Origin of the sequence: Candidatus Tisiphia endosymbiont of Parasteatoda lunata, assembly GCF_964030955.1 — a bacterium.
In the GTDB taxonomy this organism is placed as follows: Bacteria; Pseudomonadota; Alphaproteobacteria; order Rickettsiales; family Rickettsiaceae; genus Tisiphia.
This window is the reverse complement of sequence record NZ_OZ035003.1, coordinates 649106-672796: the sequence shown is the minus strand read 5'-3', so window position 1 is coordinate 672796 and position 23691 is coordinate 649106. Positions and strand designations below refer to the sequence as shown.

The following is a 23691-nucleotide window of genomic DNA, read 5'->3' as shown; positions in this document are numbered from 1 at the left end:
ATGAGCCATACACAAATAGTTTCTAACTTTTAAGTTAGTACATACATGAGGCATTCATGCCGTAATATTAAGCTCTGCACTTGCAGTGCAGAGTGGTTAACTATGCACTAGAAGGCTTTAAAACTATGCTTATTCCAATGCGAGCAAATATAGAAATTTTAGAGCAGTGGTTTAAAAATAGTAATAATCCTGTAAAAGATAGCGGCTATACTCACGTTATGTTAGCATATTTGACACTTGCTGAAAGGATGACTAGAACATACAAGAAGCCAGAATTTAACATTAATGAATGTATTATTGATGGTACGTCTTATGTTGTTAAAGAAAAAACAGTTGCTACTAAAACATTTTGTCAATTAAAGCATTTTAGCAAAATTGGTATTAAGCAAGAAATGCCAAAGTTATTAATAATTGCTCCAATGTCAGGACACCATGCTACCTTACTTAGGGACACTGTAACTGAAATGCTCCCCTATGCAGATGTATATATTACAGATTGGCTTGATGCAAGCACTATACCTAATCAACTTGGTAAATTTAACTTAGATGATTTTATAGACTACTTAATTGAGTTTATGACGTTTCTAGGACCAAATCTGCACACTATGGCAGTATGCCAACCAACAGTCCCCCTTCTAGCTGCCATTAGTATAATGTCTGCAAATAATGATGTAAATGTGCCGCGGTCAATGATTCTGATAGGTGGACCTATTGATGCAAGGCTTAATCCTACAGATGTTGACTTGTTTGCAATCCATAAAAGCATGCAATGGTTTTGCCAAATGATGATTACATCCGTCCCCTTTAACTATCCTGGTTACGGAAGAAATGTCTATCTAGGGTTTTTACAACTTATGGGTTTTATCAGTTTAAATATTCCTCGGCATATTAATTCGCATTTGGATTTACTACAAAATTTGCTAGATGGCAACCTTGAAAAAGCTAATCATACCATAAAATTTTATGATGAATATTTAGCCACTATGGATATAACATCAGAATTCTATCTCCAAACAATACAAGAAGTATTTAAAGATTTTGCTCTTGCCAAAGATGAATTTGTCTCAAAAAATCGTAAAGTTCATTTAAAAAATATAACAAATTGTGCTTTACTAGGTATCGAAGGCGAGAATGACGATATAGCTGGGGTTGGACAAAGTAAAGCTGCATTAGATTTGTGTTCCGGTATTCCTATGACAATGAAAAAATATCATTTACAAAAGGGAGTTGGGCATTACGGCTTATTTAGTGGTAGCAAATTCAAACAGTTTATCGTACCGATAATTAAGGATTTTATATATAGTTGCCAAAAATGACATGGTAATTTAAAAATCACAGGTTAGCTATAAATTATTCAGATCAGGATCACTATTAAAGTTTTGTTCAGAAAATTTAGTATTGTCAGTATCTTTAGTAGGAGAAATTCTACCAACCATTTCATCTAGGGATACTTGGAAATAATCGGCTAGGGCTACTATAATTTGACTATTTAAATTTTTTTGTTCTCGGCTTCCGTTAATAAAATTATGAATTGAATAATTAAATCCAATTTCTTTTCCTAAAATATAAAAATTTATATCTTGCTTAACAACTTTATCTTTTAAGAATTTTTTTAAGTTATTATTAATATCATCTAGTGATAAATCCTTAAATCTTCCTTTTACTTGTAATAATGGAATATATTCACTTCTGCCAACAACTTCATCTATAGAACAGTCAAAGTAGTTAGCTATTTTCAGTATAGTATGCATTTGGGGATTAGACCTTAATCCATTCATAATACTAGTAATATTATTATAAGGAATCCCACTACCCTCAGAGAAATCTCTTCTTTTCAATTTGAGTATTTCAAATTTTAATCCTAAAAATTTTTGTATTTCTTTAACAAGAGTCATATCTAAGAATTCATGGATTAAGTAAAAATAAAAAATATATCAACTGTTGACACATTTTTCTTGACAACCCCAAATAACTATAATAAACTCCCAAAAATAGGATGAGACCAAAAAAAAGAGGTCAGTAACTACTGACTATTTTTTTAAAACCAAAATACACATTTTGGTTTAGCTATCCGATTAGTATTTAGCCATATAAATTGGCGTCATTGCGAGAAGCTACTTTAGTAGCGACGAAGCAATCCAATTTAATTTTTCTAGATTGCCACGACCACTACGTGGTCTCGCAATGACGGAGTAATGCTAATCGGGTTAGCTATAAATCTCAAACTAAAAAAGCCAATATAATACTTCAGCTCTATCCTTAAATAAAGCTCAAGTATTATATTGAATATTACAGTCAACTGGTAAGTACCGAAAAGTTTCACAGGCTCAAAAGTACTTACTAGTAGAATTAATCAAATAGCATCAAATACTATTTAAATAACAACCCTTTTATTGAGGTATACTATGATTATATACAAATTTCTTAGCCAAATCAACCCCCTTTATTTTCACAGTCCTATAGCAGCAATCAATCAGCCAACCTTATCTAGCGAAAGGCTATAGCGAACAAGCACAATCCTAGGCAACAAAGGAAGTAACATATGAATTACCAAATATTGACCTTGGCTATTTTAGCATTCAGCATAATCATCGGACAGATACTCTTAATCCTCCTCTCGATCAAATGGCTTAATAACATCAGATTAACCTATAGCGAGATCGAGCTTATTTGCAAGGATTTCTCTAACGTCTACATCAAAGCACAAAATGAAATAGCAGCTCTACATCAAAAGACCACAGAGCTAGCTAATAGTACAGTTAAGAAAGAACATCACATATTGTATGCTACCTTTCAGTTAGAAGATATAAATCTGCATCTTAAAATACTACTTGATGAGTTTAAAGTATTTGCTAGGTCTAATACTATGTCATAAACCAAGAAACAAAAATAATCCTGCCCCCTGCCCCTACATTTCGGTGCGGAATCCATAACATCTAACAGCCTTTTAAACTATTTTCTTACTAAGATTTTTGCTCTATCGGTGATAATTTCATCAACTAGTCCAAATGATTTAGCTACTTCGGGATCCATGAAATTATCACGTTCCATACTTTTTTCAATAGAATCTAGTTCTTGCCCTGTATGTTTGACATACAAGTTATTGAGCATTCTTTTTAATTTCATGGTTTCTTTAGCATGAATTTCTATATCTGTAGCTTGCCCTTGGTAACCACCTGACAGTTGATGGATCATTATACGACTATGTGGCAAGGAATAACGCATACCTTTCTCACCAGCCGTAAGCAACAAAGACCCTGCAGAGCAAGCCTGTCCTATACAAAGCGTAGAAATCTTAGGCTTAATATATTGCATAGTATCGTAAATTGCCAAACCAGAAGTCACAACACCACCAGGAGAATTAATATACATGAAAATATCTTTTTCTGGATTTTCTGCCTCTAAGAATAGTAATTGTGCAACCACTACATTTGCCATATAATCTTCAATTTGACCACAAACAAAAACGATACGTTCTTTTAACAACCTAGAATATATATCATAGGCTCTTTCCCCTCTAGGGGTTTGTTCAACTACTATAGGCACGTACGTCATTAAATTTTCTCCTAAATTTATTGTAACCTGATTATTGTAACCTGATTATTGTAACCTGAGTTCGATATAACTTGTTATCAATATAGTCCCTGTTAGGGTTGACATTCGAAAATGCTTAGAATAATAATTATTTTTATGTCGAATTCAAGTTAAATAAGTAATTACTCACTAGCACTCGTTTGTTTCGTCATAGAAGATTCCTTAGACAATTTCTTATTGCTCACTGATTTTAGCTGATCAAAAATGCTTAAAGCTTGAGTTATAAAACTTCCTGGTTCAGAAAGATTTGCCGGAAGAATTACTGTATTGCTATCTTTGGCTAACTCACCAAAAGCATTTATATAGAAACTGGACTGATTTTTCAAGACAAATTTTTCACTAATTTTGTTTCCCATTTTACATAATTTTTAAGCTGCATTTTGTAAGTAATCAAGATACACGTTCATCGGTTTTTTATAACCAATACTTGAATGGAATCTTTGATTGTTATATTTATCCATGTATTTATCAAGGTTCTGTCGCATATGTTGGACAATAGAAAAAAGATTGATATAATGATCTAAAAAAGATGTTAAGATGTTTCGTATTACTGCAAGATTATTATCATATTTCAAAGGATTTTGTTCTTCACCAGAAATAATAATGTTATTTGTCTATATGAAATGCCGATTTTCTTTAAGTTATCGAGATTTGGAAGAAATGATGAGTATAAGGGGAGCAAAAATTGATCACTCTACATTACAAAGATGGGTTATAAAATTTGTACCATTGATAGATCAGGTGGTTAGAAAAAGAAAGAAGCCAGTTGGTAGTAGTTGGAGAATGGATGAGACTTATATTAAATTAAACGGTAAATGGGTTTATTTATATAGAGCACTAGATAGTCTTGGTAATACTGTAGACTTTCTGCTACGTAAGCATAGAGACAAGCCTGCAGCACTTGCATTTTTTCGTAAAGCCTTTAGAGAGAATAATTTTCCTGAGAAAGTAGTAATTGATAAAAGCGGTAGTAATACGGCTGCTCTTAATGATTTGAATACAGAAGTTCCTAAAGATTATAAAATTAAGGTTATTCAGACCAAATACCTGAATAATCTTGTAGAACAAGATCATAGGTTTATCAAAAAACGTACAAAGCCAATGCTTGGTTTTAAGAGTTTTCATTCTGCAGAAATGACTATTACCGGTATAGAAAATATTCGTATGATGCAAAAAAGACAAATAATTGGAGCTAATGATAATCTTTCTACTTTTGAGAATTTTGCTATGTTAATGGCATCATAATGTCCAAAACCTTAGTTTTAACAATCTTGATGTAGTATGATTTATAGATGCGACAAAACCAAGATTGGTCTTTAGCTTTAAATCAATTTGAAATACTTTGTGGAGATTTTAAATATGATTTATTGGAAAATAAAAAATGAACTTACACAAATTAAATGATTGACTCAGTTAACCACTCTGCACTGCAAGTGCAGAGCTTAATATTACGGCATGAATGCCTAATGTATGTACTAACTTAAAAGTTAGAAACTATTTGTATATGGCTCATTTAGAAAGTGTCACAACACAAAAAGAATATATCTGTGAAGTGTAAGATTTTGTTAAAAAATATCTGTATGATTCATTCTTATCTTTTCTTGATAAGATATTTAAAATTTATGTTGAAACGACGCACTGCAAGTGCGGGGTTTTTCTCCCAAAGTGGGACAATAAATCAAGCAATTTATCCTATAGCCCTGATGGAATTCGCTGGCTTACAAACTTATACTTATTATTTTATCGACTTATAAATAGCCCTTAGCTAAATCAGTTTTTTTGTAAGCTAAGGTTCGTCTTATTTACCATCAATATTATCATTCTTCGCATATTCCGGATTGGAATTTGTTAAACTTCTATTACCTATAATGTCATTTCATCAATTATTTGGAGTAGTTTTTTAACTACAAACTTTACTCTCGGTATAATCATCACCTGAACTAAGTAATGCAAATACCACCCTTGCTAGCTTATTAGCTACCGCGACAACTGTTTTATTATGACCGTTTCTCTCAGATAAATTAAACATCCACTCAGTAAACTTGCTATAATCTTTTTTAGATTTTTGTTCTTCCGTGGTAAATCTTATCTTGCTATTCAGAATGGATCTTGCCCCTTGAATTAACAAAGTACGTAAATAGATATCACCTCTTTTACTAATACCAAGCAACTTATTTTTGCCACCACTAGAGTGTTGCCTTGGCACTAATCCCAACCATGCTGATAATTGCCTACCATTTTCAAAACAACTAGCATTACCTATTGAGGCTATTAAGGCTGTGGCAGTTATTAAACCTATACCTGGTATCATCATTAGTTGTTGGTGATTACTATACTGGCTAGCTATGATTTTTAATCGTTGTTCTAGCTCTTTTATTTTTTTATCATTTTCTACAAATTCTTCTTTTAACTCACTAAATGTTTGGTAGCTTAGCTGACTTAAATCCCCTTCGTCTAAAATCTCAGTTAATTTTGTTATAATCTTATTGATTCCTTGCGGAATAGTAAAACCAAATTCATATAATAGCCCTCTAATCTCATTAGCAAGTGCAGTACGATTTTTTACCAATCTCTGTCTTACCCTATGAGTTAACCACTCTGCACTGCAAGTGCAGAGCTTAATATTACGGCATGAATGCCTCATGTATGTACTAACTTAAAAGTTAGAAACTATTTGTGTATGGCTCATTTAGAAAGTGTCACAACACAAAAAAATATATCTGTGAAGTGTAAGATTTTGTTAAAAAATATCCTATCTTTTCTTGATAAGATATTTAAAATTTATGTTGAAACGACGCACTGCAAGTGCGGGGTTTTTCTCCCAAAGTGGGACAATAAAGGATTATGATTTTGATTCTATCGTCTATCAACTCTTCATTTACGAGCAGTATAACAGAAGCTTAATTTAATATAGATAGAGAATTATGATACCTAGCAAGATAGAATTAACTGGTAAAGTCTATATTAAATATGTTGATCCTATACCAGTCCCAAATGTTGGGGATGTTAAGCTTTTATTGTCCCACTTTGGGAGAAAAACCCCGCACTTGCAGTGCGTCGTTTCAACATAAATTTTAAATATCTTATCAAGAAAAGATAGGATATTTTTTAACAAAATCTTACACTTCACAGATATATTTTTTTGTGTTGTGACACTTTCTAAATGAGCCATACACAAATAGTTTCTAACTTTTAAGTTAGTACATACATTAGGCATTCATGCCGTAATATTAAGCTCTGCACTTGCAGTGCAGAGTGGTTAACTAAATGATGATGCATTGAGTCTTAACAAAGGAGATTATGATAACTTAAAGTCAAGTGGTTATATTAAAGCAAAAATTTTTGATGGAGTTGTTTGGCAAAATATTAATATAAGTGAGTTATGTCTTGAAAAAGAACATAAATTTACTAAAAAACAAAAATCTATCGACTCAGCCTTACTGTGCCGAAGTATAATTGAAAAACATCGGGGAGTCACGTTGCACCGAACTTATAGAGGACATTTTATACCAATTGCAATAATTAACGCAGTGTTATAAAATGGGTTTTTAACTGATAAAAGGTAATCAAATAGCTAGGTTAATATTACCGCAAGGTTTTGAAGGTCATGATTTTATAAAAATGATGAAACATGAGCCGCATGGTCGAAATCGTATACGTTTATTGGCGATGTATCACCTTCAATTAGGCAAATCTTTTAAAGCCATATCTGCAATAGTGAAGTCACACTGGAAAACTGTGCAATCATGGCTCAGAAGATTTAGGAATCATGGTTTTGAAGGATTATTTGAATCACAAAGAAGCGGTGCCCCTAGGAAGATTAACACTATACAAGAGTCTGCTCTTTTTGATAAAATCAATACGCTCAGTGAAAGTAAAACTGGTGGGTATATAACTGGAAAGGAACTACATATCATGTTACTTGAGGAATATGGTGCTAAATGTGCGTTAAAAACAGTCTACAATACTATGCACCGCCTTGGTTTTAGCTGGATTACTTCTCGTTCAATGCATCCAAAGTCAAATCAAGAGACTCAAAATACATATAAAAAAACTTTCCAGATATGTTAACAGAATTATTACCAAAAAATATCGATAGATGTAAAGTTGATATATGGTCTCAGGATGAAACTCGAGTTGGGCAACAAGGTAGCTTAACTCGTATATGGGCTAAGCGTGGCACTAGACCCCGTAAAGTTCGGCAACAGCAATTCATTTCAACATATATTTATGGAGCTGCTTGCCATGATACAGGAGAAGCTTTTGCATTAATTTTACCATATGCAAACACACAGGCAATGACTCAATAACAACCAGCTGAAGCTGGTGGGTTGATATCTAGACTGGAAGTCGCTATTACTCTAAAGAGATATTACTAATGCCTGTGCTATCTCTCTGATCCTAATTCTTATAAGTTACCCTGCAATACTTTTGTAGCGATATTTAGTGATCCAAACAACATGAAAGCGATGGTAAAATACAGTGTGGCTAGTCTTGTTATAATCTGTCATATATGATATTTTAATATACATGAAGAGCTTGCTCTTATGTATATTAAAATATCATATATTCAAGTTATAGTGAATTGAAATATTAGAACAAGGACTGAAGTCTTTCCCAGCTGAAGCTGGGGGTTTTAACCAAAAAGGTGACTATAAATTCTTAGAAGACCTTTCTCGCAGTATTCAAGGCAACCGACATATAGCTTTACTAACGGATAATGCAGGTTGGCACACAGCCAAAAAACTAACTGTGCCAAGCAATATCACTGTGATACCGCTTCCGCCCTATGCACCGGAACTTAATGCAATGGAACAAGTTTGGGAATGGATCAAGAATCATTACTTGTCTAACCAATGTTATGGTGTATATGAAGATATCGTCACTATGGCTTGTTACGCTTGGAATCAACTTGCTCATAATGTAGATTTAGTAAAATCAATTATGTATAGAGACTGGATAAATACACCGTGTTAATTATTGCAATTGGTATTACTACTCAAGAATAGACTTTGTAAACAGAGGACTAATAAATGGAAACAGATGACAAAAAACCAAGGGACTCTAGAAAATTGGCAGACCAAATTAAAGATGCATTAGTAGGCATCACTGATAATGAACTTGGATCTGATGAGGCGATGGAAATTTTCAATGAGTTAAGTAAAAACGATGCTTTCGAACAGGAAATAGAACAAATATTGGCTTGTCTTAACGAGCAAACAATGGATCTAACAAAATTACAGACACAGATCATCCTATTAATAAAAAAATATTTAGGTAAAATTCCACACAAGAAATTAGGAAAATTAGGTGTTAAAATTGATGAGAAGCTTGTTAGTAAGAATGTTGCTGAAGTAAGTAGTTACTTAATGCAACAACATTCACAATTGGTAAAAGAAGCTAACCGAGGTTTGATAAAATCAAAAGATAAGCTACAAGGCATAAGTAATCAATCTAGATTGGAAGCAAAACGTTTAGTGAAAAATTTTGCTTTATACCAAGTTTATAAGTTCATGAACCCTAAAAGAATAGCTGGAGAAACAAAGGAAGAAAATTTTGCTTATAATATGATTAGAGGGGGGATAGATCTAGCAAAAAAATATGAGGGTGGATCGAAAAATGATCTTAAATCTTATTCTCCAGAATTTATCAAAAAATTAGATAAGGCTCATCAGAATTTTAAAGGTAGTGGCAGGACAATTTATTGATTAATGCGAGTTACCCATTATGGATTGTTTTATGCTCCAATTGAAGTAGGATTATTTGTATAACCCCAGTTGTCAATTAAATAGGAGTGATGAAGTAGAACCACTATGAAAGCAACATTATATATCTTAAGTTCATTTGGACTTGGAGCAATGAAAGCTAGTATAGTAAAATCTCTTAATAGTAGTATACCTATTTCTATAGTTGTATTTTTACAATTCTTTCTTTGTGCTATCTTTTTTTTACCAAAAGTTATTAGGTCTCGTGGTCAATTAATAGTATCACAGCGATATTGTGCATTAATTACAAGGGGATTATTGGGGCAATAATAATAATCTTAAGTGGAGTATATATATCTAGGAGACAAAAATCGTAAGCAAAAAGTAGAGTAAGATGAATATATCTATTAGTTTATGCTTTTGCAGGGATAACATTGGTGAATTTTAGATATCCTCAAGACTACTAACGTCTAACAAGTAGTAAATGAAGCTTTACAAATTGGCAACATTTGTAGTATAAGAGCCTAGGATTAAATTATTTAAAGAATTATAAAAATGAATATTCATGAATACCAAGCAAAGATGATTTTGAGGCAATATGGTATACCTACTTCTACAGGAGTTGTAATATTGCAAAAAGAAGATATCGACAGGCTAATTGATGGTTTAGAAGCAGAAATATATGTGGTTAAAGCCCAAATCCACGCAGGTGGTAGGGGAAAAGCTGGGGGTGTAAAAGTTGTAAGAACTAAAGAAGAGGCAAAGAAAGCAGCACACGCAATGTTTGGCATTAACTTAGTAACTCATCAGACGTCAGCTATTGGGCAAAAGGTTCGCTATCTCTATGTTGAATCTGGGTGTGATATTTTAAAAGAATATTATTTTAGTGTCGTTTTTGATCGTAGTAATAGCAAGGTAACTTTTATAGCTTCTACTGAAGGTGGGGTAGATATAGAAGAAGTTGCTCATAATACTCCAGAGAAAATTATTAAAGTATCAGTTGATCCTGCAACAGGCATACAGCCATTTCATTGTCGTAGAATGGCATACAAGCTTGGTTTTAAGAATGAGCAGGCAAAACAAATGATGAAAATTGTTGAATCAACTTATCGAGCTTTTATAGCAACTGATGCTAACCAAATTGAAATTAATCCATTAATAACAAAAGCTGATGGTAGTTTATTGGCACTTGATGCCAAGATTAACTTTGATGATAATGGATTATTTAAACATCCTGATATTTTAAATATGCGGGATGATGATGAAGAAGATGCTCTTGAAATAAAAGCAGCTAGCCTTGGTCTTAGTTATGTTAAGATGGATGGTACTATTGGTTGTATGGTGAATGGGGCTGGGCTAGCTATGGCTACAATGGATATTATCAAGCTTTATGGTGCTGAACCGGCAAACTTTTTAGATGTTGGTGGTGGGGCTGATCGTGAGAAAGTAACGGAAGCACTAAAAATAATTTTATCAGATTCACATGTACAAGGGGTTTTGGTTAATATTTTTGGTGGTATAATGCGTTGTGATATAATAGCCGAAGGCATTATTGCTGCAGTGAAAGAGATTGGCATTACAGTTCCACTGGTTGTACGTTTAGCTGGAACCAATTTTGAATTAGGTAAAAATATTTTAGCAAATTCTGGTTTAAAAATAATTGCTGCAAATGATTTAGGTGATGCTGCTGTTAAGATCGTTGATGCAGTAAAATAATTCATATAAAAATACGGAAAATGCATATATGTCAATATTAGTTGATAAAAATACAAAAGTAATTTGCCAAGGTTTTACTGGCTCTCAAGGGACTTTTCATTCTGAGCAGGCAATCAGTTATGGTACTAAAATGGTAGGAGGGGTAACTCCTGGAAAAGGTGGAAATACTCATCTAGATATACCTGTATATAATACAGTACATGAGGCAGTTGCAAAAACTAAGGCTACTGCCAGCGTTATTTATGTTCCACCGCCTTTTGCTGCTGATTCAATTTTGGAAGCTATAGATGCAGGAATTAGTTTGGTAGTGTGTATTACAGAGGGAATACCGATACTTGATATGATAAAGGTCAAAAGGGCATTAATCGGATCAAAAACTAGATTAATTGGGCCAAATTGTCCTGGCATTATTACTCCTGATGAATGCAAAATCGGCATAATGCCTGGTTATATTCATAAGAGAGGTAGGGTAGGAATTATATCCCGGTCCGGTACTTTGACTTATGAAGCAGTAGCACAGACTACAGCTGTTGGTCTTGGTCAATCTACCTGTATTGGTATTGGCGGAGATCCAGTTAATGGCACCGATTTTGTTGATTGTATTGAAATGTTTTTACAAGATGATGAAACAGAATCGATTATTATGATTGGTGAAATAGGAGGGGATGCTGAGGAAAAGGCTGCTGAATTAATAAAAAGCTCAAAGATTAAAAAACCAATAGTTACTTTCATTGCTGGTGTTACTGCCCCTGAAGGTAAAAGAATGGGACATGCTGGTGCAATTATTTCTAATGGACAGGGTTCAGCTGAAGATAAGTTGGAGGCATTGCAAAGTGCAGGTGTTACTATCACTAGATCGCCAGCTGATATTGGTAAAACTATGTTTGAACTATTAAAGAAGCTCTAAACCTTAGAGGTAATAACTGCAAAAGCTACAGAAATTGGGTAATCGTCTGAAATGGACAAGTGAATTTTGATTTGTCCAAATTTGTTTGCATTTTCAGGATGACAAATTTGGACAAAGGGCTTCCCTAAGGCATCATTTAGTATAGAGATGTCTTTAAATCGTAAACCCCGCCCAATTCCGATACCAAGGGCTTTGCTAACTGCCTCTTTCGCAGCAAACCTTTTTGCCAAAAAACAACCATATTGGTCTTTGCTTAGAGAAGTTAGCTTTTGTATTTCCGTTTTAGAAAGAATTATGTTTACAAAACGCTGGTCATATAGGTTTAATATCCTTTCTATTCTTGGAATTTGTACTATATCTGTACCAACACCAATAATCATTTTTGTTCATCATCACTAGCATTATCATCAAATATTTGATCATCTAAATCAGAGTAGTCTTCAGTAACACAAAGATCTGAGGCGTTTGGTAAATAATCAAACTCTTCCACAGCAGTATCAAGGGAAGCATCAGTATTTTCTTCATCAATAGGATCGATTCTGCTTTTTGTTCGAAGACGTTTTAATAATTGTGCCTTTAGGGCTGGAATCGTTATATGGCCAGCAGCTATTTCACGTAATGCCAGTACAGTTGCCTTATCGCCTTTCACGTTATTAATAGTCATTTTACTACCAGCATTTATATCATTTGCTCTTTGAGCAGCTAAAGCTACAAGCTTAAACCTATCATGAATTTTTCCAACACAATCTTCAATCGTTATCCTAGCCATAATACTCTCTTTTTAATTTTATAAGATATATATACAATAACGGATCAGTATAAAGTATAATTAGTAGATTTCAAGAATAGAATTTTCATTGCCTCTCTAGGGTAGTTTAAAAATCATAGATACAGGTGGAAAGATGTAAAGACACTAAAAAGAACAGGGGGAAATATTAGACTTGCTGCATAAATCAAAGATAGTTGAGGGGTTTTTAGGAAAAACGAAGCCGGCTACCTTCACGTACACAGACGTACGTGAGGAGTGGAGGCGAGTTTCGACGACAAAATCACCAACTATCTTTGATTTATGCAGTAAGTCTATTATGTTTTTTTGAGCATTTCTTTATATAGATATAAGGTTTTACTAAGCATTAAATCAAGGGAAAAATTATCGATGACTGCTTTTCTTGCTGCTTGTTGTATTTTGTTACCTTCATTGGTTTTGAGTATAGATAAGCAATGTTCGATTTTTTCTGCTAAATCAACAGCATCGTTTGGTTTGACATGAAATCCAGTTTTTTTATCTAATATTGTTTCAATAGCTCCACCTATATTTGTAGCAATTACTAGCTTTTCCATTGATTGTCCTTCAGTTATAGTGCGACCAAATGCTTCTGGCTCAATTGAAGTAGATATTACTATATCTGAAACACCGTAAAGGCTAAGCATATCAGCTTCATTACCAAAAATTTGAATTTTACTTTGTAGCTTCAATAAGTTTATAAGAGATTTTACTCGATTGGTAAAATTGGGATGTTTGGATAAATCTCCAACCATTAGACAGTAGAAATCTAGATGTTTTAATTTGCCAAGTGCTTCAACAAGGGTAAGATGCCCCTTCCAACTGGTCATTCTTGATGGTAACAATATTATAGGAGTATTGTTAGATATACCGTATTTCTTTTTATGTTTTAGTAACTTTTCTTCGGTTCCATTTTTTGGATCAAAATAACTATAATCTACCCCTCGATATATTACAACAATTTGATCTTCTAGGATTTGATAATTAATTAATATATGGTGTTTTACAAAATTAGACACAGCTATGATCTTTTCGCCTTTGACCATGACGCTATTATAAAAATGTTTGAAAGGATTTGAGATGTTGTAAATTCCGTGGAATGTTGTTAAGAATTTAGCGCCCGTAGCCTTTGCCGCCATATAACAACTCCAAGCTGGAGCTCTAGATCTTGCATGCACTATATCTACATTATATTCCTTAATTATTTCTGACAGCATTCTTGCGTTTTTCCATATTGTCAAAGGATTTTTAGTAGCACTATTCATAGAAATATGTGGCACTCCTGCTGCCACTAATTCTTCAACCAATGAACCACCAGATGAGACTACAATAACATTATAATCAACTTTTTTTAACATTTTAGCCACTTCAATTGTTCCTCGCTCTACTCCACCAGAGAATAAAGCTGGAACTACTTGCAAAATGGTGGGTTTATGATATCGTTTGGGTGAATCTGATGAAATCATTAATCTTTTACATAATTAATTTAAATGCATAAAATATATAATACAGAAAAGAAAAGATTTATCACTTACAATCATCACAAAAGTAGCAAAAAAAATATGCCATCGGTAATTTTTTTGCATGGCTTGATGTCGGGTATGAATGGTAAAAAGGCTATATTTCTTGAGAATTACTGTAAAAAACGTGATTATAATTTTATCACATTTGATAATTTTGGTCATGGAGAATCATCAGGTAGATTTCTAGATGAAACGATTGGATCTTGGCTTACAGGGGTTGAATTAGTTTTAAATAAACTTGTAGTGCAACCAGCTATTATCATAGGCTCAAGTATGGGTGGTTGGTTAGCCCTTCTTGCTGCTATAAAATTTCCTAATAAAGTTTGTGGTCTTGTTTGTATTGCTCCTGCCCTAGATTTTACAGAAACTATTTGGCAAAACTTAACTGAAATGCAAAAAACACAAATGCAACAACAAAAATACCTTGAGATTAGTGGGCGTAATTGCAACGATAAATATCCAATAAGTTATCAATTAATACTCGAAGCTAGAAATCACTTGTTACTAAATTCAAATAGTATTAATCTTAAGGGAGCTATACATTTAATTCACGGGATGCTAGATGAGGACGTACCTTATACCATCTCAAATAACCTTGCAGAAAAAATTACTAGTGATATGGTAGTGATAAAATTGATAAAAGATGGAGTTCATACTCTTGTACGAGAATCAGAATTAGCTATAATAGCTAATTCTTTGGAAGAAATAATAAACTTATCATTAAAACGATGAATAAACATATATTTGCTAAAATAATGGTATGGACCTACCCTATATACAGAATGAGAAGCGTATGCTAATCTTCTAGGATAGGAAATGAATCCTAAACAACAATAAGGAGGTCCATATGGAAGTTACCACAATTGGTATAGATATTGCAAAAAGAATTTTTCAAATTCACGGTGTAGATAAAAATGGCAAGACAATATTAAAGAAGAAATTAATGAGAGAACAGGTTTTAACTTTTATGGCTAACGTACCAAAATGTCTAGTAGGCATGGAAGCTTGCGGTGGAGCTAGCTATTGGGCAAGAGAATTAATAAAATTAGGTCATAATGTAAAACTAATGGCACCACAGTTTGTTAAGCCTTATGTCAAAACCAATAAAAATGATCAAGCTGATGCAGAAGGAATATGTGAGGCAGTAGCAAGGGTTTTGTCGCATCTATAAATCATACTACATCAAGATTGTTAAAACTAAGGTTTTGGACATTATGATGCCATTAACATAGCAAAATTCTCAAAAGTAGAAAGATTATCATTAGCTCCAATTATTTGTCTTTTTTGCATCATACGAATATTTTCTATACCGGTAATAGTCATTTCTGCAGAATGAAAACTCTTAAAACCAAGCATTGGCTTTGTACGTTTTTTGATAAACCTATGATCTTGTTCTACAAGATTATTCAGGTATTTGGTCTGAATAACCTTAATTTTATAATCTTTAGGAACTTCTGTATTCAAATCATTAAGAGCAGCCGTATTACTACCGCTTTTATCAATTACTACTTTCTCAGGAAAATTATTCTCTCTAAAGGCTTTACGAAAAAATGCAAGTGCTGCAGGCTTGTCTCTATGCTTACGTAGCAGAAAGTCTACAGTATTACCAAGACTATCTAGTGCTCTATATAAATAAACCCATTTACCGTTTAATTTAATATAAGTCTCATCCATTCTCCAACTACTACCAACTGGCTTCTTTCTTTTTCTAACCACCTGATCTATCAATGGTACAAATTTTATAACCCATCTTTGTAATGTAGAGTGATCAATTTTTGCTCCCCTTATACTCATCATTTCTTCCAAATCTCGATAACTTAAAGAAAATCGGCATTTCATATAGACAAATAACATTATTATTTCTGGTGAAGAACAAAATCCTTTGAAATATGATAATAATCTTGCAGTAATACGAAACATCTTAACATCTTTTTTAGATCATTATATCAATCTTTTTTCTATTGTCCAACATATGCGACAGAACCCTTTTAAATTGCCATGGGGGTTATGTGTAAGGTAAGTTAACTATAAAATTATCAAAACAATCAGATGCAGAGCTGTCTCAAATCTGATTGTTTCGATAATTTCACTGAATTTGGGATAAGAATTGACAAATTCTTATCCCAAATTCGCGTTACTTGGATATTATTTTGATAAAATTATTTGCTCTTATAGAGATAAAGTGAGAACATAGATGTGTAATAAAGAATAATAAATTAATAATTATAAAAAAGTTAATGGGAGAAATATCATGAGGGTACTGTTAGTAGAAGATAATAGTGATATAGCTAGTTCTATTGAATTAACGTTAGCTTCAGAAGGAATTATTTGTGAGGTGGTGGAGTTTGGTACAGAAGGAATAGAAATAGCTGAAATTTATAATTATGATTTAATTATGTATGGACCTACCCAACAATGCAAGAAAAAAATAATATATAACAGCAAAAAAATCGAATGCAGTCATGTATCCGGCTTATAGACAATAAATCGAGTCTGTCCTATAGTTTGTGTAAGTTGCAAAGAAAGCAGTAAGAGATTACTGTAAAAAAAGTAACTTAAGCAAGCAAGGAGGAATTATGGCTAAAAAATTAGATACAGATAAAGATACATTAGACATCAGTAATCAGCTAGTAGAAGAATTATTATCAAAAGCAGATCCATCGGAGTTATTTGGTCGAGATGGTTTATTTCAACAGCTAAAGAAGCAAATAGTTGAGAAAATATTAGCAAGTGAGTTGGATCATGAATTAGGATATTCAAAACATAGCAAGATGCCAAAAGTAGATAATAATCGTCGTAATGGTAGCTATGAGAAGACAGTAATTGATGGGGATGGTCGTAAGCTGACAGTAGAAGTACCAAGAGATCGGGAAGGAGAGTATAATCCTCAATTAATACCAAAAGGGCTGAGGAGATTTAATGGATTTGATGAGAAAGTGATATCCCTTTATGGTCGCGGTATGACAGTCAGCGAGATCCGAGGGCATTTAGAAGAAATATATCAAACTGATGTATCTGGTGACTTGATATCCACCATAACAGATGGGGTGATAGAAGAAGTAACTAGGTGGCAAAATCGTTGTTTAGATAGGGTGTATCCAATATTATACTTGGACTGTATCTATGTAAAATCTAGAGACAATCACATAGTAATAAATAAAGCAGTATATTTAGCACTTGCTGTAAATATAGAAGGGAAAAAGGAGTTACTTGGCATTTGGATAGGCAAAAATGAAGGTGCTAAATTTTGGATGCAAGTAGTTACTGAGTTAAAGAATCGAGGAATTGAACAAATTTATGTTGCTTGTGTGGATGGTTTAAAGGGCTTTCCAGAAGCTATAAGCAGTGTATTCCCGAGTACTATAGTACAATTATGTATTGTACATATGGTTCGCAATTCAGTAAAGTATGTGTCATATAAAGATTTAAAAGAGGTCACATCAGATCTAAAACAAATTTATACAGCTAATAATGACGAAATGGCACGTTTAAAACTTCAGCAATTTGGTGTAAAATGGGATAAAAAATATCCGGTAATTTCTGATATTTGGCAACGTAATTGGTCTGGGATAATACCGTTTTTTGCCTTTCCTGAAGAGATCAGAAAGGTAATTTATACTACTAACACTATAGAATCTGTAAATCGTCAAATTAGAAAAATTATCAAAAATAAGGGGGTGTTTCCAGATGATAAGTCAATTCAAAAAATAATATTTTTATCCCTACAAAATGCAGCCAAAAAATGGACCATGCCTATTAAAGATTGGGGTTCTGTCGCATATGTTGGACAATAGAAAAAAGATTGATATAATGATCTAAAAAAGATGTTAAGATGTTTCGTATTACTGCAAGATTATTATCATATTTCAAAGGATTTTGTTCTTCACCAGAAATAATAATGTTATTTGTCTATATGAAATGCCGATTTTCTTTAAGTTATCGAGATTTGGAAGAAATGATGAGTATAAGGGGAGCAAAAATTGATCACTCTACATTACAAAGATGGGTTATAAAATTTGTACCATTGATAGATCAGGTGGTTAGAAAAAGAAAGAAGCCAGTTGGTAGTAGTTGGAGAATGGATGAGACTTATATTAAATTAAACGGTAAATGGGTTTATTGTCCCACTTTGGGAGAAAAACCCCGCACTTGCAGTGCGTCGTTTCAACATAAATTTTAAATATCTTATCAAGAAAAGATAAGAATGAATCATACAGATATTTTTTAACAAAATCTTACACTTCACAGATATATTCTTTTTGTGTTGTGACACTTTCTAAATGAGCCATACACAAATAGTTTCTAACTTTTAAGTTAGTACATACATGAGGCATTCATGCCGTAATATTAAGCTCTGCACTTGCAGTGCAGAGTGGTTAACTTATATAGAGCACTAGATAGTCTTGGTAATACTGTAGACTTTCTGCTACGTAAGCATAGAGACAAGCCTGCAGCACTTGCATTTTTTCGTAAAGCCTTTAGAGAGAATAATTTTCCTGAGAAAGTAGTAATTGATAAAAGCGGTAGTAATACGGCTGCTCTTAATGATTTGAATACAGAAGTTCCTAAAGATTATAAAATTAAGGTTATTCAGACCAAATACCTGAATAATCTTGTAGAACAAGATCATAGGTTTATCAAAAAACGTACAAAGCCAATGCTTGGTTTTAAGAGTTTTCATTCTGCAGAAATGACTATTACCGGTATAGAAAATATTCGTATGATGCAAAAAAGACAAATAATTGGAGCTAATGATAATCTTTCTACTTTTGAGAATTTTGCTATGTTAATGGCATCATAATGTCCAAAACCTTAGTTTTAACAATCTTGATGTAGTATGATTTATAGATGCGACAAAACCAAACATAGTATGTGTAATTATATATGACCATTATGTCTGATAATTGGATAAGAAAAATGTGTATAGAACACGATATGATTGCACCTTTTACTGATACGCAGGTTAGATTGAATAATTCAGAGAGAATTATTTCTTATGGTTTATCTTCATACGGTTATGATGCAAGAGTCTCGAAGGAATTTAAAATATTTACTAATATTAATTCGGCAATAGTTGATCCAAAAAATTTTGATGAATATAGTTTAGTAGACAGAGAGGTTGATGTTTGTATTATCCCGCCAAACAGTTTTGCCTTAGCAAGAACAATTGAGTATTTTAAAATTCCAAGAGATGTGCTAGTTATCTGTGTTGGTAAATCAACCTATGCAAGATGTGGTATAATTGTTAACGTAACGCCGTTAGAACCGGAATGGGAAGGGCATGTAACATTAGAGTTTTCCAATACTACCCCACTGCCAGCAAGAATTTATGCTAATGAAGGAGCATGTCAATTTTTGTTTTTAAAAGGTGAACAAACTTGTAATATATCTTATGCCGATCGTTATGGGAAATATATGAAACAAAAAGGTGTTACCCTTCCAATAACTTAAAATTTAAAATGTAAAGGACTATATTATTATGAAAGATACTAACCAAAAAGAAATGCCTCATATCGCTGTTAATGCACAATACATAAAGGATTTATCTTTTGAAAATCCAGACGCTCCGAGATCTTTAGTATCTTTGGAACGTAATCCACAAATTGACTTATTCCTAGACCTCAATATTTCTAATTTACCTGAAGAGAATTTTTATGAGGTAGAATTAAGTATAGAAGCTAAAGCAATGAGTGAAAATCATAGACTATTTATAGTGGACTTAAAATATGCAGGGGTTTTTAATTTAATTAATATAGAGGAAGATCAACACCAAATAATACTAGCAATTCATTGTCCAGCAATGATTTTCCCATTTGCTAGAAAAATTATTGCTGATGTCACTCAGGATGGTGGTTTCCAACCATTGATGATTGACCCGATTGATTTTGGTGCTTTATATCATAAAAAAATGCAAGAAAATGATAATTAACCATTCACCTTACATATAGCATTTAAAAATTGTAGAAAAGTACAAGACGTCTATTAGTAAGACCACATGAGTGTCGTGGAGTCTGTCCTATAGTTTGTGTAAGTTGCAAAGAAAGCAGTAAGAGATTACTGTAAAAAAAGTAACTTAAGCAAGCAAGGAGGAATTATGGCTAAAAAATTAGATACAGATAAAGATACATTAGACATCAGTAATCAGCTAGTAGAAGAATTATTATCAAAAGCAGATCCATCGGAGTTATTTGGTCGAGATGGTTTATTTCAACAGCTAAAGAAGCAAATAGTTGAGAAAATATTAGCAAGTGAGTTGGATCATGAATTAGGATATTCAAAACATAGCAAGATGCCAAAAGTAGATAATAATCGTCGTAATGGTAGCTATGAGAAGACAGTAATTGATGGGGATGGTCGTAAGCTGACAGTAGAAGTACCAAGAGATCGGGAAGGAGAGTATAATCCTCAATTAATACCAAAAGGGCTGAGGAGATTTAATGGATTTGATGAGAAAGTGATATCCCTTTATGGTCGCGGTATGACAGTCAGCGAGATCCGAGGGCATTTAGAAGAAATATATCAAACTGATGTATCTGGTGACTTGATATCCACCATAACAGATGGGGTGATAGAAGAAGTAACTAGGTGGCAAAATCGTTGTTTAGATAGGGTGTATCCAATATTATACTTGGACTGTATCTATGTAAAATCTAGAGACAATCACATAGTAATAAATAAAGCAGTATATTTAGCACTTGCTGTAAATATAGAAGGGAAAAAGGAGTTACTTGGCATTTGGATAGGCAAAAATGAAGGTGCTAAATTTTGGATGCAAGTAGTTACTGAGTTAAAGAATCGAGGAATTGAACAAATTTATGTGGTTCTGTCGCATATGTTGGACAATAGAAAAAAGATTGATATAATGATCTAAAAAAGATGTTAAGATGTTTCGTATTACTGCAAGATTATTATCATATTTCAAAGGATTTTGTTCTTCACCAGAAATAATAATGTTATTTGTCTATATGAAATGCCGATTTTCTTTAAGTTATCGAGATTTGGAAGAAATGATGAGTATAAGGGGAGCAAAAATTGATCACTCTACATTACAAAGATGGGTTATAAAATTTGTACCATTGATAGATCAGGTGGTTAGAAAAAGAAAGAAGCCAGTTGGTAGTAGTTGGAGAATGGATGAGACTTATATTAAATTAAACGGTAAATGGGTTTATTTATATAGAGCACTAGATAGTCTTGGTAATACTGTAGACTTTCTGCTACGTAAGCATAGAGACAAGCCTGCAGCACTTGCATTTTTTCGTAAAGCCTTTAGAGAGAATAATTTTCCTGAGAAAGTAGTAATTGATAAAAGCGGTAGTAATACGGCTGCTCTTAATGATTTGAATACAGAAGTTCCTAAAGATTATAAAATTAAGGTTATTCAGACCAAATACCTGAATAATCTTGTAGAACAAGATCATAGGTTTATCAAAAAACGTACAAAGCCAATGCTTGGTTTTAAGAGTTTTCATTCTGCAGAAATGACTATTACCGGTATAGAAAATATTCGTATGATGCAAAAAAGACAAATAATTGGAGCTAATGATAATCTTTCTACTTTTGAGAATTTTGCTATGTTAATGGCATCATAATGTCCAAAACCTTAGTTTTAACAATCTTGATGTAGTATGATTTATAGATGCGACAAAACCCAAATATGTCCATCATCTTTTAGCACTCTATAACACTCATTGATGACTTTTTTTTGCCAATTATAATATTCATTAATATCTGATTTTTTTTCGTATTCCTTACCTATATTATATGGTGGGGATGTTATTATTAAGTTTATACTATTATCTGGAATTTGTTTTAATAACTTCATGCAATCACCTTCAAATAGAGTTGCTTGATTATTCAAATCAAAACTATTTTTCAAGATATTATGTTTTTGATAAGACAACTTATTTACAACTTCACTAAAGCTATGAGTCTTTTCCTGTATTTCAGATATTCTAATTGCTTCTTGTGCCATATTCTAGAAAATTAAAGTTTTATAAGTTAGTTTAGTATTAGATAAATCACTTAGAAATTCAACAAATCTTTCGTATTTATATGAGAATTCATTAGCTTAATAACTTTTAGTTTAAACATGAACCGGGAAATTATCTACTAATTTTTTAACTTGTTGAAAAGTTTTTTGCTCACAATCACTATTATCTTGCATAGCTTTCAACCCATCTAATACGTTGCAAATCATCTCGCCAACTTCTATAAACTCCTTTTCTTTAAATCCTCTAGTGGTGCATGCTGGAGTACCGAGCCTAATACCAGAAGTGATGAACGGTGAAGTTGTATCAAAAGGTATAGAATTTTTATTACAGGTTATCCCTGCTCTTTCAAGTGAATCTGCGGCCATCTTACCAGTTATACCATATTTTCGTAGGTCCACTAATACTATATGATTATCAGTACCATTAGTTAAAATATCATAACCTCTTGCCATCAAACTGTTAGCAAGAGCTTTTGCATTACTCATAACCTGTTTTATATAAAGATGATAATCTGGTGTTAAGGCTTCCAAAAAGCCTACTGCTTTTGCTGCAACAATATGCATTAACGGTCCACCTTGCAGCCCAGGAAATAAAGCAGAATTTATCTTTTTACCCAATTCCTCATCGTTTGAAAGAATAATACCACCACGTGGACCACGCAGAGTTTTATGAGTAGTAGAAGTCACGACATGAGCATAAGGCAAAGGACTTGGATGCTCACCTACAGCAACTAATCCAGCAATATGAGCAATATCTGCTAGTAAATACGCCCCTACTCTATCAGCAATCTCCCTAAATTTAGCAAAATCTAATTGGCGTGAATAAGCAGAATAGCCAGCTATAATCAATTTAGGTTTATGCTGCATTGCTAATTGCTCTATTTGCTGATAATCAATTAAATAAGTTTCTTTATTTACCGAATAGAACACAGAGTTAAACCATTTGCCAGACAAGTTAGGCGGAGCACCATGAGTCAAATGCCCTCCAGTATCTAGTGACATACCAAGTATAGTATCATGTGGCTTTAACAGAGCTAACAATACTACCTGATTGGCCTGAGAGCCGGAATGAGGCTGAACGTTAGCATAGTTACAATTAAATAGTTTTTTTACTCGTTCTATCGCTAAAAGCTCAGCTTTATCAGCCTCTTCACAACCATTATAATAGCGTTTTCCTGGATATCCTTCAGCGTATTTATTGGTCAGAATTGAGCCTTGCGCTTCCAATACTGCCGGGCTTACAAAATTCTCAGAGGCAATCAATTCGATAAAATCGTGCTGACGCCTTTTTTCACCATTGATAATTTGGTGTATATCTTTATCTGTTTCAGATAATTTATTAGGACAAATAGTCATTGAGCTAACCTATAAGAAGTAACTAATTTTTATTCCGAATTGGCTTTAATATAAGGGAAATACATTCTTGAAGCGGTTTTGCGAGTGCATTTTATAAAATTATAGATATATAT

General features: G+C 33.0%; 32 protein-coding genes and 3 pseudogenes. 22 read left to right on the top strand and 13 right to left on the bottom strand.

Features of this window, described 5'->3' with window-relative positions; all coding sequences use genetic code 11:
- Nucleotides 1-74 precede the first annotated feature (74 nt).
- Nucleotides 75-1316: a polyhydroxyalkanoate depolymerase gene (gene phaZ, locus AAHN00_RS04110; protein ID WP_410521429.1), complete on the top strand. Its 1242-nt coding sequence runs from the start codon at nt 75-77 to the stop codon at nt 1314-1316.
- Nucleotides 1317-1343: 27 nt separating this feature from the next.
- Here phaZ and AAHN00_RS04105 read toward each other — a convergent pair whose 3' ends face one another.
- The 4 genes and pseudogenes from AAHN00_RS04105 to AAHN00_RS04090 form a co-directional block, all read right to left on the bottom strand.
- Complete coding sequence (locus tag AAHN00_RS04105; RefSeq protein ID WP_342272215.1) at nt 1344-1895, bottom strand: helix-turn-helix transcriptional regulator; 552 nt, start codon at nt 1893-1895, stop codon at nt 1344-1346.
- 1057 nt (nt 1896-2952) lie between these two features.
- A complete protein-coding gene (locus tag AAHN00_RS04100; RefSeq protein WP_341751728.1) occupies nt 2953-3555 on the bottom strand; it encodes an ATP-dependent Clp protease proteolytic subunit in 603 nt (200 codons plus the stop codon).
- A gap of 161 nt (nt 3556-3716) precedes the next feature.
- Nucleotides 3717-3899, bottom strand: a pseudogene (locus tag AAHN00_RS04095) (band-7 C-terminal domain-containing protein); the annotation flags it as partial.
- Nucleotides 3900-3962: 63 nt separating this feature from the next.
- The gene (locus tag AAHN00_RS04090) at nt 3963-4169 is read right to left on the bottom strand and encodes an integrase core domain-containing protein (RefSeq protein ID WP_342272214.1); all 207 of its coding nucleotides are present in this window, start codon (nt 4167-4169) and stop codon (nt 3963-3965) included.
- Here AAHN00_RS04090 and AAHN00_RS04085 point away from each other — a divergent pair.
- Both AAHN00_RS04085 and AAHN00_RS04080 read left to right on the top strand, forming a co-directional pair.
- On the top strand, nt 4132-4839 hold the full coding sequence (locus AAHN00_RS04085) for an IS6 family transposase (RefSeq protein WP_342270905.1): 708 nt from the start codon (nt 4132-4134) through the stop codon (nt 4837-4839). The two genes, AAHN00_RS04090 and AAHN00_RS04085, sit on opposite strands and share 38 nt — an antisense overlap.
- Before the next feature lie 275 nt (nt 4840-5114).
- Nucleotides 5115-5348 carry a hypothetical protein gene (locus AAHN00_RS04080; protein ID WP_342272213.1) on the top strand — a complete coding sequence of 78 codons (234 nt, stop codon included), beginning with the start codon at nt 5115-5117 and terminating at the stop codon, nt 5346-5348.
- 146 nt (nt 5349-5494) lie between these two features.
- Here the strand turns inward: AAHN00_RS04080 and AAHN00_RS04075 are convergent, their stop codons facing one another.
- Nucleotides 5495-6238 (bottom strand): IS110 family transposase, encoded by a 744-nt coding sequence (locus AAHN00_RS04075; protein WP_342271581.1) that lies wholly within the window; start codon nt 6236-6238, stop codon nt 5495-5497.
- A gap of 36 nt (nt 6239-6274) precedes the next feature.
- Here AAHN00_RS04075 and AAHN00_RS04070 point away from each other — a divergent pair, with 36 nt between their 5' ends.
- Nucleotides 6275-6442: a hypothetical protein gene (locus AAHN00_RS04070; RefSeq protein WP_342272212.1), complete on the top strand. Its 168-nt coding sequence runs from the start codon at nt 6275-6277 to the stop codon at nt 6440-6442.
- A gap of 111 nt (nt 6443-6553) precedes the next feature.
- Here AAHN00_RS04070 and AAHN00_RS04065 read toward each other — a convergent pair whose 3' ends face one another.
- Entirely contained in the window at nt 6554-6766 is a 213-nt protein-coding gene (locus AAHN00_RS04065; RefSeq protein ID WP_342272211.1) for a hypothetical protein, read from the bottom strand.
- 106 nt (nt 6767-6872) lie between these two features.
- Between AAHN00_RS04065 and AAHN00_RS04060 the strand changes: the two genes are divergently transcribed.
- The 8 genes from AAHN00_RS04060 to sucD all read left to right on the top strand — a co-directional run bounded on the left by AAHN00_RS04060 (nt 6873) and on the right by sucD (nt 11922).
- A complete protein-coding gene (locus tag AAHN00_RS04060) occupies nt 6873-7133 on the top strand; it encodes a hypothetical protein (protein WP_342272210.1) in 261 nt (86 codons plus the stop codon).
- 82 nt (nt 7134-7215) lie between these two features.
- Nucleotides 7216-7665 carry a helix-turn-helix domain-containing protein gene (locus tag AAHN00_RS04055; protein ID WP_342270962.1) on the top strand — a complete coding sequence of 150 codons (450 nt, stop codon included), beginning with the start codon at nt 7216-7218 and terminating at the stop codon, nt 7663-7665.
- Nucleotides 7659-7904: a transposase gene (locus AAHN00_RS04050; RefSeq protein ID WP_342271037.1), complete on the top strand. Its 246-nt coding sequence runs from the start codon at nt 7659-7661 to the stop codon at nt 7902-7904. The genes AAHN00_RS04055 and AAHN00_RS04050 overlap by 7 nt, the downstream gene beginning before the upstream one ends.
- Nucleotides 7905-8178: 274 nt before the next feature.
- The gene (locus AAHN00_RS04045; protein WP_342272563.1) at nt 8179-8571 is read left to right on the top strand and encodes a transposase; all 393 of its coding nucleotides are present in this window, start codon (nt 8179-8181) and stop codon (nt 8569-8571) included.
- A gap of 56 nt (nt 8572-8627) precedes the next feature.
- Nucleotides 8628-9302, top strand: coding sequence for a DUF5394 family protein (locus AAHN00_RS04040; protein WP_342272209.1), 675 nt, complete (start codon nt 8628-8630; stop codon nt 9300-9302).
- Nucleotides 9303-9407: 105 nt separating this feature from the next.
- The gene (locus AAHN00_RS04035; protein ID WP_342272208.1) at nt 9408-9629 is read left to right on the top strand and encodes a hypothetical protein; all 222 of its coding nucleotides are present in this window, start codon (nt 9408-9410) and stop codon (nt 9627-9629) included.
- Between the two features lie 225 nt (nt 9630-9854).
- On the top strand, nt 9855-11015 hold the full coding sequence (gene sucC, locus AAHN00_RS04030; protein ID WP_341751719.1) for an ADP-forming succinate--CoA ligase subunit beta: 1161 nt from the start codon (nt 9855-9857) through the stop codon (nt 11013-11015).
- A gap of 28 nt (nt 11016-11043) precedes the next feature.
- Nucleotides 11044-11922, top strand: a complete 879-nt coding sequence (gene sucD, locus AAHN00_RS04025) for a succinate--CoA ligase subunit alpha (RefSeq protein ID WP_342272207.1) — start codon at nt 11044-11046, stop codon at nt 11920-11922.
- Here sucD and acpS read toward each other — a convergent pair.
- The 3 genes from acpS to AAHN00_RS04010 form a co-directional block, all read right to left on the bottom strand.
- Nucleotides 11919-12302, bottom strand: a complete 384-nt coding sequence (gene acpS, locus AAHN00_RS04020) for a holo-ACP synthase (RefSeq protein WP_342272206.1) — start codon at nt 12300-12302, stop codon at nt 11919-11921. The genes sucD and acpS overlap by 4 nt on opposite strands.
- Nucleotides 12299-12691 (bottom strand): DNA-directed RNA polymerase subunit omega, encoded by a 393-nt coding sequence (gene rpoZ / locus AAHN00_RS04015; protein ID WP_342272205.1) that lies wholly within the window; start codon nt 12689-12691, stop codon nt 12299-12301. The genes acpS and rpoZ overlap by 4 nt, the downstream gene beginning before the upstream one ends.
- A gap of 314 nt (nt 12692-13005) precedes the next feature.
- Complete coding sequence (locus AAHN00_RS04010; protein WP_342272204.1) at nt 13006-14172, bottom strand: glycosyltransferase family 4 protein; 1167 nt, start codon at nt 14170-14172, stop codon at nt 13006-13008.
- Nucleotides 14173-14196: 24 nt separating this feature from the next.
- On the opposite strand from AAHN00_RS04010, the gene AAHN00_RS04005 reads away from it, so the two are divergent.
- Both AAHN00_RS04005 and AAHN00_RS04000 read left to right on the top strand, forming a co-directional pair.
- Nucleotides 14197-14961 (top strand): alpha/beta hydrolase, encoded by a 765-nt coding sequence (locus tag AAHN00_RS04005; protein WP_342272203.1) that lies wholly within the window; start codon nt 14197-14199, stop codon nt 14959-14961.
- Nucleotides 14962-15076: 115 nt separating this feature from the next.
- Nucleotides 15077-15382 (top strand): annotated as a pseudogene (locus tag AAHN00_RS04000) (IS110 family transposase); the annotation flags it as partial.
- 59 nt (nt 15383-15441) lie between these two features.
- Here the strand turns inward: AAHN00_RS04000 and AAHN00_RS03995 are convergent.
- Nucleotides 15442-16149, bottom strand: a complete 708-nt coding sequence (locus AAHN00_RS03995) for an IS6 family transposase (RefSeq protein WP_342270905.1) — start codon at nt 16147-16149, stop codon at nt 15442-15444.
- A 331-nt stretch (nt 16150-16480) separates the two neighbouring features.
- Here AAHN00_RS03995 and AAHN00_RS03990 point away from each other — a divergent pair, with 331 nt between their 5' ends.
- The 3 genes and pseudogenes from AAHN00_RS03990 to AAHN00_RS03980 form a co-directional block, all read left to right on the top strand.
- Nucleotides 16481-16708, top strand: coding sequence for a hypothetical protein (locus AAHN00_RS03990; RefSeq protein ID WP_342272202.1), 228 nt, complete (start codon nt 16481-16483; stop codon nt 16706-16708).
- Between the two features lie 97 nt (nt 16709-16805).
- Nucleotides 16806-18023: an IS256 family transposase gene (locus AAHN00_RS03985; protein ID WP_342272201.1), complete on the top strand. Its 1218-nt coding sequence runs from the start codon at nt 16806-16808 to the stop codon at nt 18021-18023.
- A 38-nt stretch (nt 18024-18061) separates the two neighbouring features.
- Nucleotides 18062-18349: pseudogene (locus AAHN00_RS03980) on the top strand (IS6 family transposase); the annotation flags it as partial.
- On the opposite strand, the gene AAHN00_RS03975 reads toward AAHN00_RS03980, so the two are convergent.
- Nucleotides 18329-18502, bottom strand: coding sequence for a hypothetical protein (locus tag AAHN00_RS03975; protein ID WP_342271197.1), 174 nt, complete (start codon nt 18500-18502; stop codon nt 18329-18331). The pseudogene AAHN00_RS03980 and the gene AAHN00_RS03975 overlap by 21 nt on opposite strands.
- 99 nt (nt 18503-18601) lie before the next feature.
- Here AAHN00_RS03975 and AAHN00_RS03970 point away from each other — a divergent pair, with 99 nt between their 5' ends.
- The 5 genes from AAHN00_RS03970 to AAHN00_RS03950 all read left to right on the top strand — a co-directional run bounded on the left by AAHN00_RS03970 (nt 18602) and on the right by AAHN00_RS03950 (nt 21821).
- A complete protein-coding gene (locus tag AAHN00_RS03970; protein ID WP_410521382.1) occupies nt 18602-19030 on the top strand; it encodes an IS6 family transposase in 429 nt (142 codons plus the stop codon).
- Between the two features lie 83 nt (nt 19031-19113).
- Nucleotides 19114-19680: a dCTP deaminase gene (dcd, locus tag AAHN00_RS03965; RefSeq protein ID WP_341751713.1), complete on the top strand. Its 567-nt coding sequence runs from the start codon at nt 19114-19116 to the stop codon at nt 19678-19680.
- Between the two features lie 28 nt (nt 19681-19708).
- On the top strand, nt 19709-20158 hold the full coding sequence (gene secB, locus AAHN00_RS03960; RefSeq protein WP_341755936.1) for a protein-export chaperone SecB: 450 nt from the start codon (nt 19709-19711) through the stop codon (nt 20156-20158).
- 165 nt (nt 20159-20323) lie between these two features.
- A complete protein-coding gene (locus AAHN00_RS03955; protein WP_342272200.1) occupies nt 20324-21100 on the top strand; it encodes an IS256 family transposase in 777 nt (258 codons plus the stop codon).
- Between the two features lie 13 nt (nt 21101-21113).
- Nucleotides 21114-21821: an IS6 family transposase gene (locus AAHN00_RS03950; protein ID WP_342270905.1), complete on the top strand. Its 708-nt coding sequence runs from the start codon at nt 21114-21116 to the stop codon at nt 21819-21821.
- Between the two features lie 41 nt (nt 21822-21862).
- Here AAHN00_RS03950 and AAHN00_RS03945 read toward each other — a convergent pair whose 3' ends face one another.
- The gene (locus AAHN00_RS03945; protein ID WP_342272199.1) at nt 21863-22204 is read right to left on the bottom strand and encodes a DNA methyltransferase; all 342 of its coding nucleotides are present in this window, start codon (nt 22202-22204) and stop codon (nt 21863-21865) included.
- A 111-nt stretch (nt 22205-22315) separates the two neighbouring features.
- Nucleotides 22316-23578, bottom strand: a complete 1263-nt coding sequence (gene glyA, locus AAHN00_RS03940) for a serine hydroxymethyltransferase (RefSeq protein WP_342272198.1) — start codon at nt 23576-23578, stop codon at nt 22316-22318.
- Nucleotides 23579-23691 lie beyond the last annotated feature (113 nt).

What these genes read in the sequence shown, in the direction of transcription:
- AAHN00_RS04105 (WP_342272215.1), bottom strand. Translation starts at nt 1,895, where the DNA reads ATGACTCTTGTTAAAGAAATACAAAAATTTTTAGGATTAAAATTTGAA.
- AAHN00_RS04100 (WP_341751728.1), bottom strand. Translation starts at nt 3,555, where the DNA reads ATGACGTACGTGCCTATAGTAGTTGAACAAACCCCTAGAGGGGAAAGA.
- AAHN00_RS04085 (WP_342270905.1), top strand. Translation starts at nt 4,132, where the DNA reads ATGTTTCGTATTACTGCAAGATTATTATCATATTTCAAAGGATTTTGT.
- AAHN00_RS04075 (WP_342271581.1), bottom strand. Translation starts at nt 6,238, where the DNA reads ATGAGGCATTCATGCCGTAATATTAAGCTCTGCACTTGCAGTGCAGAG.
- AAHN00_RS04070 (WP_342272212.1), top strand. Translation starts at nt 6,275, where the DNA reads ATGGCTCATTTAGAAAGTGTCACAACACAAAAAAATATATCTGTGAAG.
- AAHN00_RS04065 (WP_342272211.1), bottom strand. Translation starts at nt 6,766, where the DNA reads ATGGCTCATTTAGAAAGTGTCACAACACAAAAAAATATATCTGTGAAG.
- AAHN00_RS04055 (WP_342270962.1), top strand. Translation starts at nt 7,216, where the DNA reads ATGATGAAACATGAGCCGCATGGTCGAAATCGTATACGTTTATTGGCG.
- AAHN00_RS04050 (WP_342271037.1), top strand. Translation starts at nt 7,659, where the DNA reads ATGTTAACAGAATTATTACCAAAAAATATCGATAGATGTAAAGTTGAT.
- AAHN00_RS04040 (WP_342272209.1), top strand. Translation starts at nt 8,628, where the DNA reads ATGGAAACAGATGACAAAAAACCAAGGGACTCTAGAAAATTGGCAGAC.
- AAHN00_RS04035 (WP_342272208.1), top strand. Translation starts at nt 9,408, where the DNA reads ATGAAAGCAACATTATATATCTTAAGTTCATTTGGACTTGGAGCAATG.
- sucC (WP_341751719.1), top strand. Translation starts at nt 9,855, where the DNA reads ATGAATATTCATGAATACCAAGCAAAGATGATTTTGAGGCAATATGGT.
- sucD (WP_342272207.1), top strand. Translation starts at nt 11,044, where the DNA reads ATGTCAATATTAGTTGATAAAAATACAAAAGTAATTTGCCAAGGTTTT.
- acpS (WP_342272206.1), bottom strand. Translation starts at nt 12,302, where the DNA reads ATGATTATTGGTGTTGGTACAGATATAGTACAAATTCCAAGAATAGAA.
- rpoZ (WP_342272205.1), bottom strand. Translation starts at nt 12,691, where the DNA reads ATGGCTAGGATAACGATTGAAGATTGTGTTGGAAAAATTCATGATAGG.
- AAHN00_RS04010 (WP_342272204.1), bottom strand. Translation starts at nt 14,172, where the DNA reads ATGATTTCATCAGATTCACCCAAACGATATCATAAACCCACCATTTTG.
- AAHN00_RS04005 (WP_342272203.1), top strand. Translation starts at nt 14,197, where the DNA reads ATGCATAAAATATATAATACAGAAAAGAAAAGATTTATCACTTACAAT.
- AAHN00_RS03995 (WP_342270905.1), bottom strand. Translation starts at nt 16,149, where the DNA reads ATGTTTCGTATTACTGCAAGATTATTATCATATTTCAAAGGATTTTGT.
- AAHN00_RS03990 (WP_342272202.1), top strand. Translation starts at nt 16,481, where the DNA reads ATGAGGGTACTGTTAGTAGAAGATAATAGTGATATAGCTAGTTCTATT.
- AAHN00_RS03985 (WP_342272201.1), top strand. Translation starts at nt 16,806, where the DNA reads ATGGCTAAAAAATTAGATACAGATAAAGATACATTAGACATCAGTAAT.
- dcd (WP_341751713.1), top strand. Translation starts at nt 19,114, where the DNA reads ATGACCATTATGTCTGATAATTGGATAAGAAAAATGTGTATAGAACAC.
- secB (WP_341755936.1), top strand. Translation starts at nt 19,709, where the DNA reads ATGAAAGATACTAACCAAAAAGAAATGCCTCATATCGCTGTTAATGCA.
- AAHN00_RS03955 (WP_342272200.1), top strand. Translation starts at nt 20,324, where the DNA reads ATGGCTAAAAAATTAGATACAGATAAAGATACATTAGACATCAGTAAT.
- AAHN00_RS03950 (WP_342270905.1), top strand. Translation starts at nt 21,114, where the DNA reads ATGTTTCGTATTACTGCAAGATTATTATCATATTTCAAAGGATTTTGT.
- AAHN00_RS03945 (WP_342272199.1), bottom strand. Translation starts at nt 22,204, where the DNA reads ATGGCACAAGAAGCAATTAGAATATCTGAAATACAGGAAAAGACTCAT.
- glyA (WP_342272198.1), bottom strand. Translation starts at nt 23,578, where the DNA reads ATGACTATTTGTCCTAATAAATTATCTGAAACAGATAAAGATATACAC.